Origin of the sequence: Helicobacter baculiformis (assembly GCF_900197685.1) — a bacterium.
GTDB classification, from domain to species: domain Bacteria; phylum Campylobacterota; class Campylobacteria; order Campylobacterales; family Helicobacteraceae; genus Helicobacter; species Helicobacter baculiformis.
On sequence record NZ_FZMF01000044.1, the window covers coordinates 26,312 to 39,563 of the forward strand.

Sequence of the window (13,252 nt, forward strand, 5' to 3'; positions counted from 1 at the left end):
CCTTACCAGTTGAATATCGCCACATACCAAGGCATATAAGATTTCTTAGGATTTGTTTCTTTCTCTAAAGTTTCATCGACGCGCTCTAAATAACGCTTAACCCCCTCTTTTTGGTGGCGTTTTTTGTAAACATTAGCGATGGCGCGGTTGAGTTCATTCTGCCCCAGAATAAATTTAACCTGCATGTATTCCACCTGATTGATAAAACGGCTGTTGGGATATTTGTCTACAAAATCATTGAGCATACCAATGGTATTAGACATAAACTCTTGATCTTTGCTATGGTTTTTAAAGGAATAATAACGCGCTTGGAGCTTAAGATACTTGAGATAATCGACATTGCTCTCATTGCCAAAGCGCTTAATGTATTCATCAAAATAGTACTCTGCCAAGATAAATTCTTTCTTCTTAAGATGTGCCTGCCCTAAAGCAAGCATGGCAACAGGCACTAGGGGCGAGTTAATGTGCTCGCTTTGCAAGGAAGAATAATAATTATCGGCGGTCTCTAGGTTCATAAACAAAATCTCGCGCAAAATTCCCTGATACCAAAAGATTGCGGGGCGGTTGTAGATGGCATCCTTGCCTTTTTTAGCGCACCCCAACCACAACACCGCACATGCCAACGAAAGCCATAAAACCCGCATTCTAAAAACCTTTCATGCTCAAAGATCGCCATTATACCAAAAATCCCCCAGCGCTAAGCTCTACAATTGATTTTTAGAGTGGATTGTAGTAAAATCAAGCCTTTACACCATGTGCTAAGGGCTGGAATGTTATTTAGTGTCAAATCCCCCATTTTGGGGTTTGAGCAAGTCTCCAGAATGGAGCTAGAGAAAATTGATGAAATTTTTATGCGTCTGCGCAACGCTGATGACATTGCCCCCGCGTTCACTTTAGTAAACCCTTTCGCCCTGCGTAATTACGAATTTGATATTCCTATCGCTTTGCAAGTTTTGCTTAATTTGGACGGCGCACGAAATATTCTCATTGCTAATATTATGGTAATCCAAACTCCCCTTAAAGAATCCACAATCAATTTTCTAGCCCCCTTGGTGTTTAATTTCGATCAGCAGCTCATGGCGCAAGTGGTGCTAGATAGCGCCAAATATCCCCACTACCATATTTCTGAGAAAATTGCACACTTTTATCAAGAAGAGCGGGAATGTCAGTGAAAACGCGCTTGCTCATCGTGGGCTATGGCAATATGGCGCGCGCCATTTTAAAAGGCTTTGCCAAAAATGTCTCTAAACTAAAAAATTACCAAATCCAAATCACAGGACGCGATCCAGAGAAAATCCGCTCTTTTTTAAAGAAGTTGCCCTTTGAAGTAGAAATTTTGTCTCCACAAATGTACGCTAAGCAATATACAGAGGTGGAACCGGTAAGTGCAAATACGCCGAGCTATGATGTAAACATAGAGGGGTATCGTGGATCGATTGTGCCAGCGTCCGTGTCCAAATCTGGGTATCGACTTGTGGTAAATATGGATGTAGAAAAAGCCGTTGTGCTTTTAACCATCAAGCCCCACGCTCTAAAAAGTTTTAACTATCAAGGTAGCGCTCTTTTAGTTTTAAGTGCCTTGGCCGGTGTGAGTGTGCATACGCTTAAAGAATGCATTGAGAGCCATGCCTATGTGCGTTGCATGCCCAATATTGCAGCCAGCTATGGGCTTTCGGCAACAAGTTATTATGTGGAGACTACATACAATCCTAGATATGCTACAGTGCTTTCCTGTCAGTACGAGGAGGAATGGCGATATAAATGGTTATCCAGTGAGTTCCCCCATGATTTTTTGTTATTAGGTATAAAGCCCGATCCGGATCTTGCAAGAATGCATGAATGCGTTCGTGAAATTGTAAGAGAAATTGCAAGAACTAGGCAAGGGTATCCTACGACACACCATGAGCTTAAACAACAAGTGTTGGATTACTCACAACGCTATCTAGAACAGGGGCAAAAGCCAGGATTCTATTCTAGCTCTTATGGTAGGTTTTCCTGTAATCTAGAGGAGTTTCAAGCTTATGTCAAAGACCATCACGAACGCTTTGCTAAACTGATTAAGGAAGTTTACATATCGAACTTTGCGCGCGATCGTGAAATGCTCGTCGCTAAACACCAAGCACATCTTAAGAGCCAAGTTAGTGCCTATGTCCGAGAAATTTTAAAATGCTTTGGGGGCTGTGTAGAGGTGCAAAGCGAATCCCTCATTGACGCTTCTCTAGCCACCAATGGCAGTAGCTTAGCCTTTTTGAGCATGGTAGCTCAAGGTTTGATAAGTGCGGGTGTGCGGGAGGGTTTGAGTGTGAAGCAAGCCTCAAGTTTGGTCAAACAAAGTTTTAAGGGTTTTGCCAAACTCTTAGTAGAGGAACAGAGTCCCCAAGCGATCATCGATAGCATCTGTACCCCCGGAGGTGCGACCATTGCAGGTTTGAGTGTGTTGGAAGACAAGGCTTTTAAGGGTGCTTTAATGCAGGCATGCCATGCCGCAGTCAAAAAAGGGCGTACAAAATTTAACTAAATTTTTGGGAGAGAAAGAGAACATGGAACATAGACTTTTTACATTTGCAGGGTTGTTAAGCACAGATCATAGTTTTATTATCGGTTTTTATACAATCGTATGTGCGCTCGCAACACTGGTTATTGGCAAGATTGCCGCTGGCAGATTACAGATGGTGCCCTTTGGCTTGCAAAATGTCTATGAAGCCACCATTGAGGGCATTTTATATGTGGCCAAAGATGTGATCGGAGAGGAGTTAGCGCGCAAATACTTTCCTTTAGCGGGCACAATCGCGCTTTTTGTGTTTTACTGCAATATGATTGGAATCATTCCCGGATTTGAAGCCCCTACAGCAAACTGGAGTTTTACCTTAGTCTTGGCTCTCATCGTCTTTTTTTACTACCATTTTGAGGGGATTCGCACTCAAGGGCTGATCAAATACTTTAGTCATTTTCTAGGACCGGTTAAATGGCTTATTCCTATTATGTTACCCGTAGAAATCGTCTCGCATCTCTCTAGAATTATTTCGCTTTCCTTTAGGCTCTTTGGTAATATTAAGGGAGATGATATGTTCTTGCTTATCATGTTGTTGCTCGTACCTTGGGTGATTCCCATTGCTCCTTTCATGGTTCTCTTTTTTATGGGTATCTTGCAGGCTTTTGTATTTATGATCTTAACTTATGTTTATTTGGCGGGGGCAGTGCTTGTCGATGAAGATCACTAGCCCATGAAAAAAACAACCCTCATCGCTTTTTTGGATTTTTTTGCCGGTCTCTTTGTAGGGATCGCCTTAACTTGTGGTATTTTATGTTTTTTTATTTTTGGTGATCTAGGCTTAGGCTTGGTGGTGTCTAGCTTTTCTGCTCTTTTTGTCTTTGCTCTCTTTAGTTTTTTTGCCTTACTTGCCAAATCTATGGCTGCTTTACTCAAAGACAGCCCCCACGAGCGCATTTGAATCTAGAGTCCTATTTTATTACACCCCCTCACTTTGGTGTACTTGCCCCGTTGGATTTTAAGATTGCCCTATCCCAAGTCTTACGTACACACCGCCCCACACGCGCATGCTTGAGGGCTAATCAGGCGAACGATACCCTGTTAACTTGCTTTGTCTCTTTGTGTCAAGAATTTGGAACAATGAGCTATCTCAACTTAACTCATTTACAAACGAGTATAGACAAAGCCTTAGCGCATGGCTTTGTGGGTGTGCATGCTAAAGCGCATGCGTTGTTAGAGCTAAAGGATATTCCGCCAAACCTACAAAGTTTTTACAGCGCACATAGCGCCCTGGAAGTGCAGGAAGCTTTAGCACTTGGAGCGCATTTTGTAACTCTAAGTCCTATTTTTCCCACCCCCAATAAACCTCCCTCTTTGGGCTTGGATTACCTTGAGCAATTAAATCCCGCATACAAGAGACATACCTTCGCATTAGGAGGGATTGTACATGTGCAACAATGTAATTTGTTAAACTCTAAAGGCATTAAAGGTTTTGCGGGCATGCGTTATTTTCTTTAGCACATGCTCCGTGTTTTAGGCTTGCAGAGCCCGTGATATGTAAGGGCAGCTAGAGTGATGGTGTGCGTTTTTGCCACCAGAGCAAAGCAAAAAGTAGGGTGAAGCTCACGCTGGAGAGCACCAAAGCATATTGGTTGGCTAGGATATCATTATTAGCCTCCGAAGCGATAAAAATTGCCACACTAGCCACGCGTGTTTTTCCTTCAATGTCTCCCCCTAACATCATCACTACCCCAAACTCGCCAATAGTATGCGTAAAGGTTGTCGTGATTGCTAGCCATAAACTGGGTTTAATATTGGGTAAAAGTACCCTAAAGAAAGTAAAAACTTTACCCTTGCCCAAAGTGTAGCTGGCTTCTTTAAGAGAAAAGGGTAGATTGGTTAGGGCATGCTGGATAGGATTGACCATGAAGGGCAAGGAAAAAACCACACTCCCCAATACAAGTCCCTCAAAACTAAAGACGAGGCGTAGGTGTAGGGTTTTTTCTAGAAATGCCCCCAAAGGATGCGCGGGGGCAAAAAGCCACAAAAGATAAAAACCTAGCACTGTGGGAGGCAACACTAGGGGCATCCAAGTTAAAGTTTCTAGAAGGATTTTTAACACACTCCGCCTATGGGCAAGATAAGCCCCTAAGCTTAAGCCAATGGGCAACAAGATGAGAGTTGTGCAGGCAGCTAAAGCAAAGGTAAGCTTGAGGGTGGTTAAAAATGCATGGTCCACTAATCTACAATATAACCATAGCTCTTTAAAATCACCTTGCCCTTTGGTCCAAGCAAGAATTGTTCAAATGCGCGTGCAAGGGAATTTTTCCCACCTGTATTGGTGAGTACTAAGGCTTGCTCAATGGGACTATAGTACTCTTTGGGTACAATGTAGTAATGCTCGGGATGGGCGCGATCCATTAAAGAGAGCGCGCTAAAGCCTAATTCTGCCCCCCCACTAGCCACATATTGATTAGCTTGGGCGATGGAATTGCCTAGTAAAATTTTAGGCTTAAGTCCTGGCGTTAGTTTGAGTTTTTCCAACACCTCCATACTTGCTCTGCCATAGGGTGCTAACATGGGATTAGCCATTGCAAGGTGTGTAAAAGAGCTCCTTAAAACTTCCAAAGAGGGTACTAAGCGGCTTTTACTCCAAAGCACAAGCACACCTTTAGCGTAAATCTTGATTGCATGGGACGTAATTTTGTCTTCTACTAGACGCATGGGACGTTTTTTATCTGCACTCACAAAAAGATCAAAGGGCGCTCCCTGATGGATTTGATTATATAACTTGCCAGAAGACCCAAAACTCAGATACACCTTAGTATTGGGGTGCTCTTTAAGAAAGGCTTGTTTGATAGCTTCTAAAGCTTTTGTTAGATTGGCGGCTCCAGCGACATGAATCTGAGCCGCCATACCCAAAGAACCTAAACCTAAAACAACCCAAAACACCTTTAAAATTAGTCTTATCATCTACTTCCTTGTTTTGGATAGTGTAACACATAAGTGGCATATCATTTGTGCATTTTGCGCAAAATGAAATTGAGCAAGTCATAACTATCTAGCGAAATAGTGAAATAAACCTGATAGGAATTTTGGATAGTTTTATAATCACTCATGGTATTGTAGACAAATTGGGTTTTAATACTTGCAAAAGAACTTCTAAATTCATAATAGATGTCCAAGCGATTATAGAGCGGGGCTTGAAAAAAAGGCACACCTCGATAAATTGGTGTGGGGCAATAATCTTTAGAGCAGATAAGATTAACATTGGCGTATCTGTTGTAAAAAAAGTCCTCCCCATGCCGACTCACAAAGAGCAAATCGCTCACTCCGAAACCTTTGAATTGTAGGTGATTTTCTACAAACAGCCCAGTACTAACCTTGAAGGGCTCATCAATTCCAACACGACGCAAACGCTCCAAATTTCCCAACACGCCCACTGAAAAATTCAACTGCTCCATAAAAGGCGCGGCATTGAGCAAATCGCTTTTGGCGTAGGCTTGGTAGTAAAGCCTGTCTAATAGATAGATTGAGCCGCGTCTAATGCCATTAATGGGATTAGGCCAGTTGAGTAAAAATTGATCCTCGACATGGAAATACTCGGCATTACCCCCTAATTTCAAAAACCCCTTGAGAGTAGAAAGTTCACTAGCGCCCATAAAGCTAAAGCGATCCATGCCATTACCCAGCGTATTATGTCCGTATTTACAGGTGTAACAATTCCCGCCAAACCAATCTAGTAGAAACTCTGCCTCCACATGCGTATCTTTGTAGGGGTCGCTTGGAGGTTTATATTGCAATAAAAAACCTCGCGCATTAGGATCAGAAAACCAATAGTACGGCGCAAAGACATTCAAAGGATAATGCCCAATCAAATATTTTCTAGGAAAAATTCCTCCGTAAAAATTGATAGATTTAGCGCGTGCTTGATAGTAGATCGTAGGACCCCACTTGCTAGGGAAATTCATTTGGTAAGTGTGGATGTTTTGGAATAAGAACGCCCCGACCATAATCTTCTGTTCTACAGAACCTAAATCAAAGGCAAACCCGACTTCAGGAGTCAAGCGGGTACTTAGAGTCGTGTTCGTATTATACCAATAGGTGGTTGAGCCCTCATGATCCATGACAAAGAGATGGAAACCCAAATCATAGCGCATATAGTCCTTAAAACCCTGTGCATAGGATAATACAGCCATACACAATGCCAACACAACCCCTCTCATTGGTTCTCCTTTTAAGCCGATCGAGGTTAGCATTATACTATAATGCTTCTATCAAGATCACAAAGGATAGCGATGTTTCATGAGTACCGAGATGAGATCAAGGCACTAAAAAATAAGAACCCTCATTTTAACAAGATTTTCGAGGAGCACAATGCGTTAGATGATGAGATTTCTACTTTGGAGGCACACAACACAGATGATCTTAAGGTTTCTGCCCTTAAAAAGAAAAAACTGCACCTTAAAGATGAGATTTTCCACATGATTCAAGAATACAAGGCAGGTACGATTTAAACCTTAAAGTTGCTTTAGTACATTATAAGCTTCCGTCACTTCTAGGAAGCGTTGTTTGCAAATACTTTCAGGGTAGGGGGTGGAAGCATAAGTGTCAGGATGGTAAAGCTTGACGAGTTCTAGGTAGCGACGCTTGATCTCTTCTTTGGAGTGCATGACTCCCAGTCCTAGGGTGCGTAGTGCTTTAAGAATAATTTCCTCCTGCCTAGTGAGATAGAGTGTTTGAGTGGGGTAAATGAAGTGAATACAGGCGTGCTTAAAGTGTGGATTTTTGAGTGTCATGAGCACATGGAGTGCATCTAGATGGGCATGGGTTTCGTGTAAAAAATCCTTTTTATTAGCTTTATCCTTAAAAGGAGTTTCAAGCAAAATATAGGGTGCAAAATTAGCATGCAAAAACTCTCGTGCTAAGAAGTTCGTATAGTAAAAAATTACCCTAGAATGCAAATAAATAGCATGGATTTCGATCTTGTGCACGAGGGCGAGTACAGGCGTGTAGGGTTCATGAGTATGTAGACTCTCCCTAAAAACTACGGGCAGGTGCGCATGGGCTAAAATCTTTTGAAGCAATGTTTCAAAGACATGCTGATTATAAAATGGGTGCAGAGCGTATTTAGCATAAAACAGACGATTGAGCAAATAGGTTTTCTTGAGACTTTCTTGTTCAAGCAAGATAAGTGTACGCTTAAACTTAACATGTTCGTTGAAATGTTTTTTAATATAGAGGGCGGTCTTGTGGTAGAGGTGAGGCTCTAAGCAGACCTCTATAAATTGTTCAGAAAAGCCTATTTCTTGACTTAAAGGGAGGAGGGATATGCTTCTCTTAGGGATTTTTGTCTTGATCTGCATAGGGCATTATAACATTTTCTTGTAAGCTACTTAATCTAAATGATCCTTCAAAGTGGCAACATGATCGAAAGTACCCCTTTTCACTTCATATTGAATGACAAAAATCACTACAATCAGTGCTAAAAATTGCGCAATGGGAAAGGCAATCCAAATACCTTCCAAACCATAAAAATGCGCTAAAACAGGTAATAAGGGCACGATAAAGAGCATAGTTTCACAAATAGTAATAAAAAAAGAAGTTTTTGTACGCTGTATTGATTGAAAGAAGACAGCACACAGCATATTAAGTCCCAAAAAGATATGCCCAATGTAATAAATATTCATGGCATGTTTGCTGTCCCACAGAAACGCTGTGTCATTCACCAGTCTATCTTTGTCTATATAGAGCTTGATAAGATGAATATCAAAGCAATAAAATAGCACATACATACCCACCCCTACACAGAACGCTATCTTGATACCAAAGATAAAAACCGCCTTGACACGCTCTAACTCCCCTGCTCCGTAGCTAAAGCTCGCAATAGGTTGGATACCTTGTGCAATAGAAAGAAGTGTTGTCCAAAAAATAATGCCGTTATACATCACAATCGCATAAATAGAAACTCCCCTCTCGCCCACAGTCTGCATGATAGTCCAGTTAAAGAAGAACATGACCACCGCTGCACTGAATTCTGAAATGCATTGAGGGAGTCCACTTTTGGCAGATGAAATCACACTTGCGATATTAAAACGACGCACAAAGTAGAGTTGCCCTCTCTTTAAAAGGAAATGCGACATGAGTACAAAAAACCCCACAGCATGCCCTAAAACCGTGGCAATAGCACTTCCATGAATACCAATTTCCATCACAAAAAGCAAGACATAATTAAAAACCACATTAGTAAGCGATCCAATAAGCATGGCAAGCATGGCGAGTCTAGGGCGTTTATCATTGACCACAAAGACATCCGCAAGAGGGTGTAGAACCATAAAGATAGCGCCCATCAAGATAACCTTGATATAGATAGAAACCATGGGTAAAATGGCTTCACTGCTACCTAACATCTCAGCCAAACTATCTGTGAAAGGCACTAGAATCCAGCTTAATAGTGTGATGCTAACGGCGACAAAGTAAAATACAGAGCTAAAAACCAATCTAGCGCGCTCAGGTTGATTTCTACCTAAAAAATAAGAAGCTATAGAAGCTGCCCCAAAACCAAAAAGCAATTCAAAAGCAATCAAAGTTGGGAAAATAGGCCAGCATACCCCAATTGCAGCAATAGCATCCTTGCCTAATTTATTGCCCACAAACATGCCATCAATCATGGAATAGGTAGAGAGAGAAATCATAGAAAAGGCAAGAGGAATGAAATAATAAAAAAATAGCCTTGGTATAGAGTCTTTGGTTAGATTAACTGCCATAGTAGCCTCCTAAGAGACTTGCAAGCCCCCTCATAAAGCAAAAAACTAACGCTTGGAGAACTGCGGACTGCGACGTGCTTTACGCTTGCCGTATTTCTTTCGCTCCACAACCCTAGAATCGCGTGTAAGCAAACCCTTGGGTTTTAAGATTGCCCTAAAGGCACTATCATAGAGATTGAGCGCTTTAGAGATACCATGCCTCAATGCCTCTGCCTGTGCACTGTAACCACCTCCAAAGACCACAGCCTTAATACTGACTGAGCTCTCTTGCTTAGTCAAAACTAGAGGTTGCATTACTTTCATCTTAATCGCTTCATGCCCCCCCAACCATGCGTTGAGATCCATGCCATTTACATCTAATGTTCCATTTCCATGGCTCAGCCAAACCTTAGCAATGGCGCTTTTGCGTTTCCCTGTGGCGTAAATCTTACTCATCTAGCTATCCTTGTTAGCAACTTGGGCTGTATGGGGATGTTTCTCATCTTTATAGACCTTTAGCTTTTTGATCATGGCGCGTCCTAGCTTTGTCTTAGGTAACATGCCCCGCACAGCTAGAAAAAATAGTTTTTCAGGATGTTTCTCCGCCATTTCTCTTAAGGTTTTGCTTTTTGTGCTACCAAAATAGCCTGAATGTGTGAAATACTGCTTATCTTCTAGTTTCATGCCTGAAAATTTAATCTTGCCCGCATTAATGACCACGACAAAATCCCCACAATCCACGTTGGGGGTGTAGTAAGGGCGGTGCTTTCCTCTGAGTAGAATAGCAATTTGAGTGATGAGACGTCCGAAAACCTGATCCTTGGCATCTAACACGACCCAATCGCGTTTAAACTCTGAGTTCTTAATGGATTTAGTGAGTTGCATACAACGCATCCTTATGGAATATCAAAACCCCTATTCTAACTTTTAAAACTTAATAATTTCTAAATTTAAGCGTGCTTAAAGAAGCACATTGACGCATTTGGTAAGCTAGGGCGTGCTGACTTTGGGCATCTAAATGGTAACGCTTGTCATAGGCATTTTGGACGGCTATTTTTAAAATATCGCTTTGATCTTGGTAGCGGGGCTCGTTCCACATATCGAGCACAAGACGATAAAGCTGTATATTTTGCACTAAAAATTCGAAAACACGCATGCGATCTTTAAGATATAAAACCTCGTCCAAGCTATAATCTGCGATATAAATCATGATTCTCTCAAATACTTTGAGTGCAACTCTAGCAGGCATTCTTTCATTTAAGTATGCCCTAAGTTTCTCTAGTTGTGCATCCAAGTCCGCTTGGTTTGAGAAAATTAAGACACTAAAGATAAGAATATGGATATTGAGCTGTTTATCCAGCAATCTAGTCTGCCATTTGATGAGACACCGTTTAAATCTAGAAATCCTTAGTGAGTTGTGCATCGTCTCCTCCGCCATGTCAGGGAATTTCTACGTAAACCCAAAAGACCATTGAACCGCTTAAAATGTCTAAGTCATCCTTTTTGTGAACTTTCTTTGCACCACACTAGAGGACGCTTCTACCCCAAGAATTGATACTCCAACTCCGCACATTGTACCTTTTCGTGTTTATAGCACAAATATATCACATTGGACTCATAGCTGAAACTAGAAACTTTGGCGCATGGATAGCAATATGTGCGCAACAAGTCTTTTTTAGATTAGATTTAGCCAGGAATTTAATTTCCGTAAGACTTCCTTTAGCAAGTGAGATTTGTTTACATTGTCTTCTCCACCAACTGCATATTTGACACGCATCACAGCCTTTACGGCGGCATTACTACGTAACAAACCCACATCCACTACCCGATATACGCGTAAACATGAACTCTTTTGGTGGAGGATAGCGGGCTCGAACCGCTGACCTCCTGCGTGCAAAGCAGGCGCTCTTCCAACTGAGCTAATCCCCCAAAAAAAAGAAGATGAAAATGAGATGGTGGGCTTAAGAGGACTTGAACCTCTGACCTCACCCTTATCAGGGGTGCGCTCTAACCACCTGAGCTATAAGCCCATGAACACAAGTAAACCTTCTTTTGGAAGAAGACAACAAATGCCCATAAAAGTTTCGATTATATCTCACTATTTCTAAAAGTTTGCTTTTAGAGGAACTATGTCCATGTTTTTAAAGAGAGTCTTAAAAAGATGGAATATGCCGATGTGGTAATAACTTTTTAGTACACTTGAGTGCACTTAATATTTAAGTTTAGGAGTGTTGCGTGAAACAACTTCTTTGCTTGCTGTTACTTGGATGCACGCATGCACAGCAGGGTTACTTTTTTAAGGATTTTAAAGCCATAAATTTACCTCAAAAGCTCCATCTCTCTTCAAAACTTTCTCAAGCACCACAGCCCTGTGTCCATTTAAATGCCCAAGCCCACTACACCCCAACAGGCACTAGAGAGCCTGACCCATGCACAAAAAGTTTTAAAAAATCTGCACTCCTATCCTATGATCTTGCACTGGGTTTTTTGGTGAGCAAAGACCGACAATACGGCTCGAGAGCTAGGGAAATCTTGCGCGCATGGGCTAGAGAACTCCAAAGCGCAGACACACACCAAAGTCAAGACAATATCAATTTTTACATGCCTTACATGAGCATGGCATACTGGTTCATTCAGAAAGAATTGCCCAGTCCTGCGTATGAGAATTTTGTAAGACGAATGTTGCGCTATTCGCAATCTAATCTTGATACAAACCATGGTGCATGGGGGGTTTTGTTTGATGTGAGTTCTGCGCTTGTGCTCCATGATGAAGCGCTTTTACAAAAAAGTGCACAAAGATGGCAAGAGTGGATATTAACATCTATTGATCGTGATGGAGTGATAAAGAACGCAATCACTAGAAGCGATACTAGCAATTACCATGGCGGTCCTACTAAGGGCATTAAGGGCATTGCTTATAGTAATTTTGCTTTACTTGCACTCACTATAACAGCTGAACTATTGTTTGAAAACGGGCATGACTTATGGCACAGTCCAGCAGGCACTAGGTTAGGTGTGGCTTATGATAAAATCGCAGGCTGGATTTTGAAGCCCCAAACTTTCCCGTATTTTCAACCTCGTTTAGCAGGCGTACATAACAATGCCTACTTTATCATTTTGGCTAAACACTACTCAAGTCCTAGCGCTGATAGGCTTTTGGCACAAGGGAATTTGCATGAAGATGGCTTTAGGCTCAAGCTGAGAGAATGAGATCTGAAAAGACACTGGTAAATCACTCATCCATAGGGTGAAGGTGTTTTTGATCGATTCACAAAAGAGTGAAACTAAGACAGAGTCTAGTCCCTATTTTAAATAAGGATATTATGAACAAAGAAACGGGGATAATTGCTAGGATTTCAACCAATGGAGTTAAAAAATCTCTAGTGATAAGACTTTAAACAAGAGTCTAGAAAATGGCTTTACCAAAGAAGAACATTTTAGAGTGGGAGCGGATATTAAGGCTCTTTTTGAGAATGCGAGATTGGGGGAAACACACCAGGATTATAAAGGGCGTTCTGGGGTGGAAGCAATACACAGATATTTTACAGAGATTAGTATCAATAACAAAAAAAGCGCAAGCTAAGTTCACGGTGAGAGAGGCAACAGATCAAGGGCATAGAATCTATAGTTTAGAATTAGAAGAGCTAAGCCCCCTACCTTGAGGATTGTAGCACACCTTACAACCCAGTAGGGGCGAGCTAAACTCACAAACACTTTGGAAGATATGCGCTTTCCACGACTCTTGTAAAGCCCGTGGAAAAACCCTATAACAACAATGTTTAATCTTAACTTAAGACACCACGCGCTCAATAAAAGCTACACCCTAACAGACTTCACTAAAAACCTTAAAACCCTAGGGCAGCGTGTGGAGTTTGACAACGCCACCCGCGCGCTGATTAGGGAGATTGAGGGAAGTATCCCCCCTGATGATGGAGGCGGTGGGGGTGGACTTGTGCCTAAGCTGAGCGATGAAGTCTTAGAAGAGGGTAGCCCCGAACTATCACAAGAGACACTT

At 41.8% G+C, this 13,252-nt stretch carries 17 protein-coding genes, 2 tRNA genes and 1 pseudogene; 9 read left to right on the plus strand and 11 right to left on the minus strand.

Going from position 1 to position 13,252, the window contains the following annotated elements:
- Positions 1-2: 2 nt before the first annotated feature.
- Positions 3-644: an outer membrane protein assembly factor BamD gene (gene bamD / locus C6G87_RS06780; protein WP_104752761.1), complete on the minus strand. Its 642-nt coding sequence runs from the start codon at positions 642-644 to the stop codon at positions 3-5.
- A 126-nt stretch (positions 645-770) separates the two neighbouring features.
- Here bamD and fliW point away from each other — a divergent pair, with 126 nt between their 5' ends.
- Genes fliW through C6G87_RS06805 form a run of 5 tightly spaced genes read left to right on the plus strand, consistent with a single transcriptional unit; the run spans position 771 to position 4,009 of the window.
- A complete protein-coding gene (gene fliW, locus C6G87_RS06785; RefSeq protein WP_104752762.1) occupies positions 771-1,172 on the plus strand; it encodes a flagellar assembly protein FliW in 402 nt (133 codons plus the stop codon).
- Entirely contained in the window at positions 1,163-2,518 is a 1,356-nt protein-coding gene (locus C6G87_RS09110) for a pyrroline-5-carboxylate reductase dimerization domain-containing protein (protein WP_104752763.1), read from the plus strand. The genes fliW and C6G87_RS09110 overlap by 10 nt, the downstream gene beginning before the upstream one ends.
- 22 nt (positions 2,519-2,540) lie before the next feature.
- On the plus strand, positions 2,541-3,221 hold the full coding sequence (locus tag C6G87_RS06795) for a F0F1 ATP synthase subunit A (RefSeq protein WP_104752780.1): 681 nt from the start codon (positions 2,541-2,543) through the stop codon (positions 3,219-3,221).
- 3 nt (positions 3,222-3,224) lie between these two features.
- Complete coding sequence (locus C6G87_RS06800) at positions 3,225-3,452, plus strand: hypothetical protein (RefSeq protein WP_104752764.1); 228 nt, start codon at positions 3,225-3,227, stop codon at positions 3,450-3,452.
- The gene (locus C6G87_RS06805; RefSeq protein WP_158653123.1) at positions 3,449-4,009 is read left to right on the plus strand and encodes a thiamine phosphate synthase; all 561 of its coding nucleotides are present in this window, start codon (positions 3,449-3,451) and stop codon (positions 4,007-4,009) included. The genes C6G87_RS06800 and C6G87_RS06805 overlap by 4 nt, the downstream gene beginning before the upstream one ends.
- Before the next feature lie 49 nt (positions 4,010-4,058).
- On the opposite strand, the gene modB is transcribed toward C6G87_RS06805, so the two are convergent.
- From modB to C6G87_RS06820, 3 genes are read right to left on the minus strand one after another with little or no spacing between them, the layout of a single operon-like run.
- Positions 4,059-4,730, minus strand: coding sequence for a molybdate ABC transporter permease subunit (modB, locus tag C6G87_RS06810; protein WP_104752766.1), 672 nt, complete (start codon positions 4,728-4,730; stop codon positions 4,059-4,061).
- Positions 4,730-5,461, minus strand: a complete 732-nt coding sequence (modA, locus tag C6G87_RS06815) for a molybdate ABC transporter substrate-binding protein (RefSeq protein ID WP_199767662.1) — start codon at positions 5,459-5,461, stop codon at positions 4,730-4,732. The genes modB and modA overlap by 1 nt, the downstream gene beginning before the upstream one ends.
- A gap of 44 nt (positions 5,462-5,505) precedes the next feature.
- Positions 5,506-6,717 (minus strand): hypothetical protein, encoded by a 1,212-nt coding sequence (locus C6G87_RS06820; protein WP_104752768.1) that lies wholly within the window; start codon positions 6,715-6,717, stop codon positions 5,506-5,508.
- A gap of 72 nt (positions 6,718-6,789) precedes the next feature.
- Between C6G87_RS06820 and C6G87_RS06825 the strand changes: the two genes are divergently transcribed.
- Positions 6,790-7,008, plus strand: coding sequence for a YdcH family protein (locus C6G87_RS06825; RefSeq protein WP_104752769.1), 219 nt, complete (start codon positions 6,790-6,792; stop codon positions 7,006-7,008).
- Between the two features lie 3 nt (positions 7,009-7,011).
- On the opposite strand, the gene C6G87_RS06830 is transcribed toward C6G87_RS06825, so the two are convergent.
- From C6G87_RS06830 to C6G87_RS06860, 7 genes are all read right to left on the minus strand, one after another.
- Positions 7,012-7,857, minus strand: a complete 846-nt coding sequence (locus C6G87_RS06830) for a J domain-containing protein (RefSeq protein WP_104752770.1) — start codon at positions 7,855-7,857, stop codon at positions 7,012-7,014.
- A gap of 30 nt (positions 7,858-7,887) precedes the next feature.
- Positions 7,888-9,258 (minus strand): MATE family efflux transporter, encoded by a 1,371-nt coding sequence (locus C6G87_RS06835; RefSeq protein WP_104752771.1) that lies wholly within the window; start codon positions 9,256-9,258, stop codon positions 7,888-7,890.
- Positions 9,259-9,303: 45 nt separating this feature from the next.
- Positions 9,304-9,693, minus strand: coding sequence for a 30S ribosomal protein S9 (gene rpsI, locus C6G87_RS06840; RefSeq protein WP_104752772.1), 390 nt, complete (start codon positions 9,691-9,693; stop codon positions 9,304-9,306).
- Positions 9,694-10,122 (minus strand): 50S ribosomal protein L13, encoded by a 429-nt coding sequence (gene rplM / locus C6G87_RS06845; RefSeq protein ID WP_104752773.1) that lies wholly within the window; start codon positions 10,120-10,122, stop codon positions 9,694-9,696.
- A gap of 49 nt (positions 10,123-10,171) precedes the next feature.
- Positions 10,172-10,660 (minus strand): hypothetical protein, encoded by a 489-nt coding sequence (locus C6G87_RS06850; RefSeq protein WP_104752774.1) that lies wholly within the window; start codon positions 10,658-10,660, stop codon positions 10,172-10,174.
- Between the two features lie 430 nt (positions 10,661-11,090).
- A tRNA-Ala gene (locus C6G87_RS06855) sits at positions 11,091-11,166 on the minus strand.
- Positions 11,167-11,190: 24 nt separating this feature from the next.
- Positions 11,191-11,267: transfer RNA gene (locus C6G87_RS06860), tRNA-Ile, on the minus strand.
- Positions 11,268-11,472: 205 nt separating this feature from the next.
- On the opposite strand from C6G87_RS06860, the gene C6G87_RS06865 reads away from it, so the two are divergent.
- The 3 genes and pseudogenes from C6G87_RS06865 to C6G87_RS06875 form a co-directional block, all read left to right on the plus strand.
- On the plus strand, positions 11,473-12,447 hold the full coding sequence (locus C6G87_RS06865) for an alginate lyase family protein (RefSeq protein WP_104752775.1): 975 nt from the start codon (positions 11,473-11,475) through the stop codon (positions 12,445-12,447).
- A gap of 232 nt (positions 12,448-12,679) precedes the next feature.
- The gene (locus C6G87_RS08880; protein WP_233709055.1) at positions 12,680-12,820 is read left to right on the plus strand and encodes an LPD3 domain-containing protein; all 141 of its coding nucleotides are present in this window, start codon (positions 12,680-12,682) and stop codon (positions 12,818-12,820) included.
- Positions 12,821-13,012: 192 nt separating this feature from the next.
- Positions 13,013-13,252, plus strand: a pseudogene (locus C6G87_RS06875) (hypothetical protein); the annotation flags it as partial.

Excerpts from the sequence above, each read along its gene's own strand:
- bamD (WP_104752761.1), bottom strand. The coding sequence starts at position 644 with ATGCGGGTTTTATGGCTTTCGTTGGCATGTGCGGTGTTGTGGTTGGGG.
- fliW (WP_104752762.1), top strand. The coding sequence starts at position 771 with ATGTTATTTAGTGTCAAATCCCCCATTTTGGGGTTTGAGCAAGTCTCC.
- C6G87_RS09110 (WP_104752763.1), top strand. The coding sequence starts at position 1,163 with ATGTCAGTGAAAACGCGCTTGCTCATCGTGGGCTATGGCAATATGGCG.
- C6G87_RS06795 (WP_104752780.1), top strand. The coding sequence starts at position 2,541 with ATGGAACATAGACTTTTTACATTTGCAGGGTTGTTAAGCACAGATCAT.
- C6G87_RS06800 (WP_104752764.1), top strand. The coding sequence starts at position 3,225 with ATGAAAAAAACAACCCTCATCGCTTTTTTGGATTTTTTTGCCGGTCTC.
- C6G87_RS06820 (WP_104752768.1), bottom strand. The coding sequence starts at position 6,717 with ATGAGAGGGGTTGTGTTGGCATTGTGTATGGCTGTATTATCCTATGCA.
- C6G87_RS06825 (WP_104752769.1), top strand. The coding sequence starts at position 6,790 with ATGTTTCATGAGTACCGAGATGAGATCAAGGCACTAAAAAATAAGAAC.
- C6G87_RS06830 (WP_104752770.1), bottom strand. The coding sequence starts at position 7,857 with ATGCAGATCAAGACAAAAATCCCTAAGAGAAGCATATCCCTCCTCCCT.
- C6G87_RS06835 (WP_104752771.1), bottom strand. The coding sequence starts at position 9,258 with ATGGCAGTTAATCTAACCAAAGACTCTATACCAAGGCTATTTTTTTAT.
- rpsI (WP_104752772.1), bottom strand. The coding sequence starts at position 9,693 with ATGAGTAAGATTTACGCCACAGGGAAACGCAAAAGCGCCATTGCTAAG.
- rplM (WP_104752773.1), bottom strand. The coding sequence starts at position 10,122 with ATGCAACTCACTAAATCCATTAAGAACTCAGAGTTTAAACGCGATTGG.
- C6G87_RS06850 (WP_104752774.1), bottom strand. The coding sequence starts at position 10,660 with ATGCACAACTCACTAAGGATTTCTAGATTTAAACGGTGTCTCATCAAA.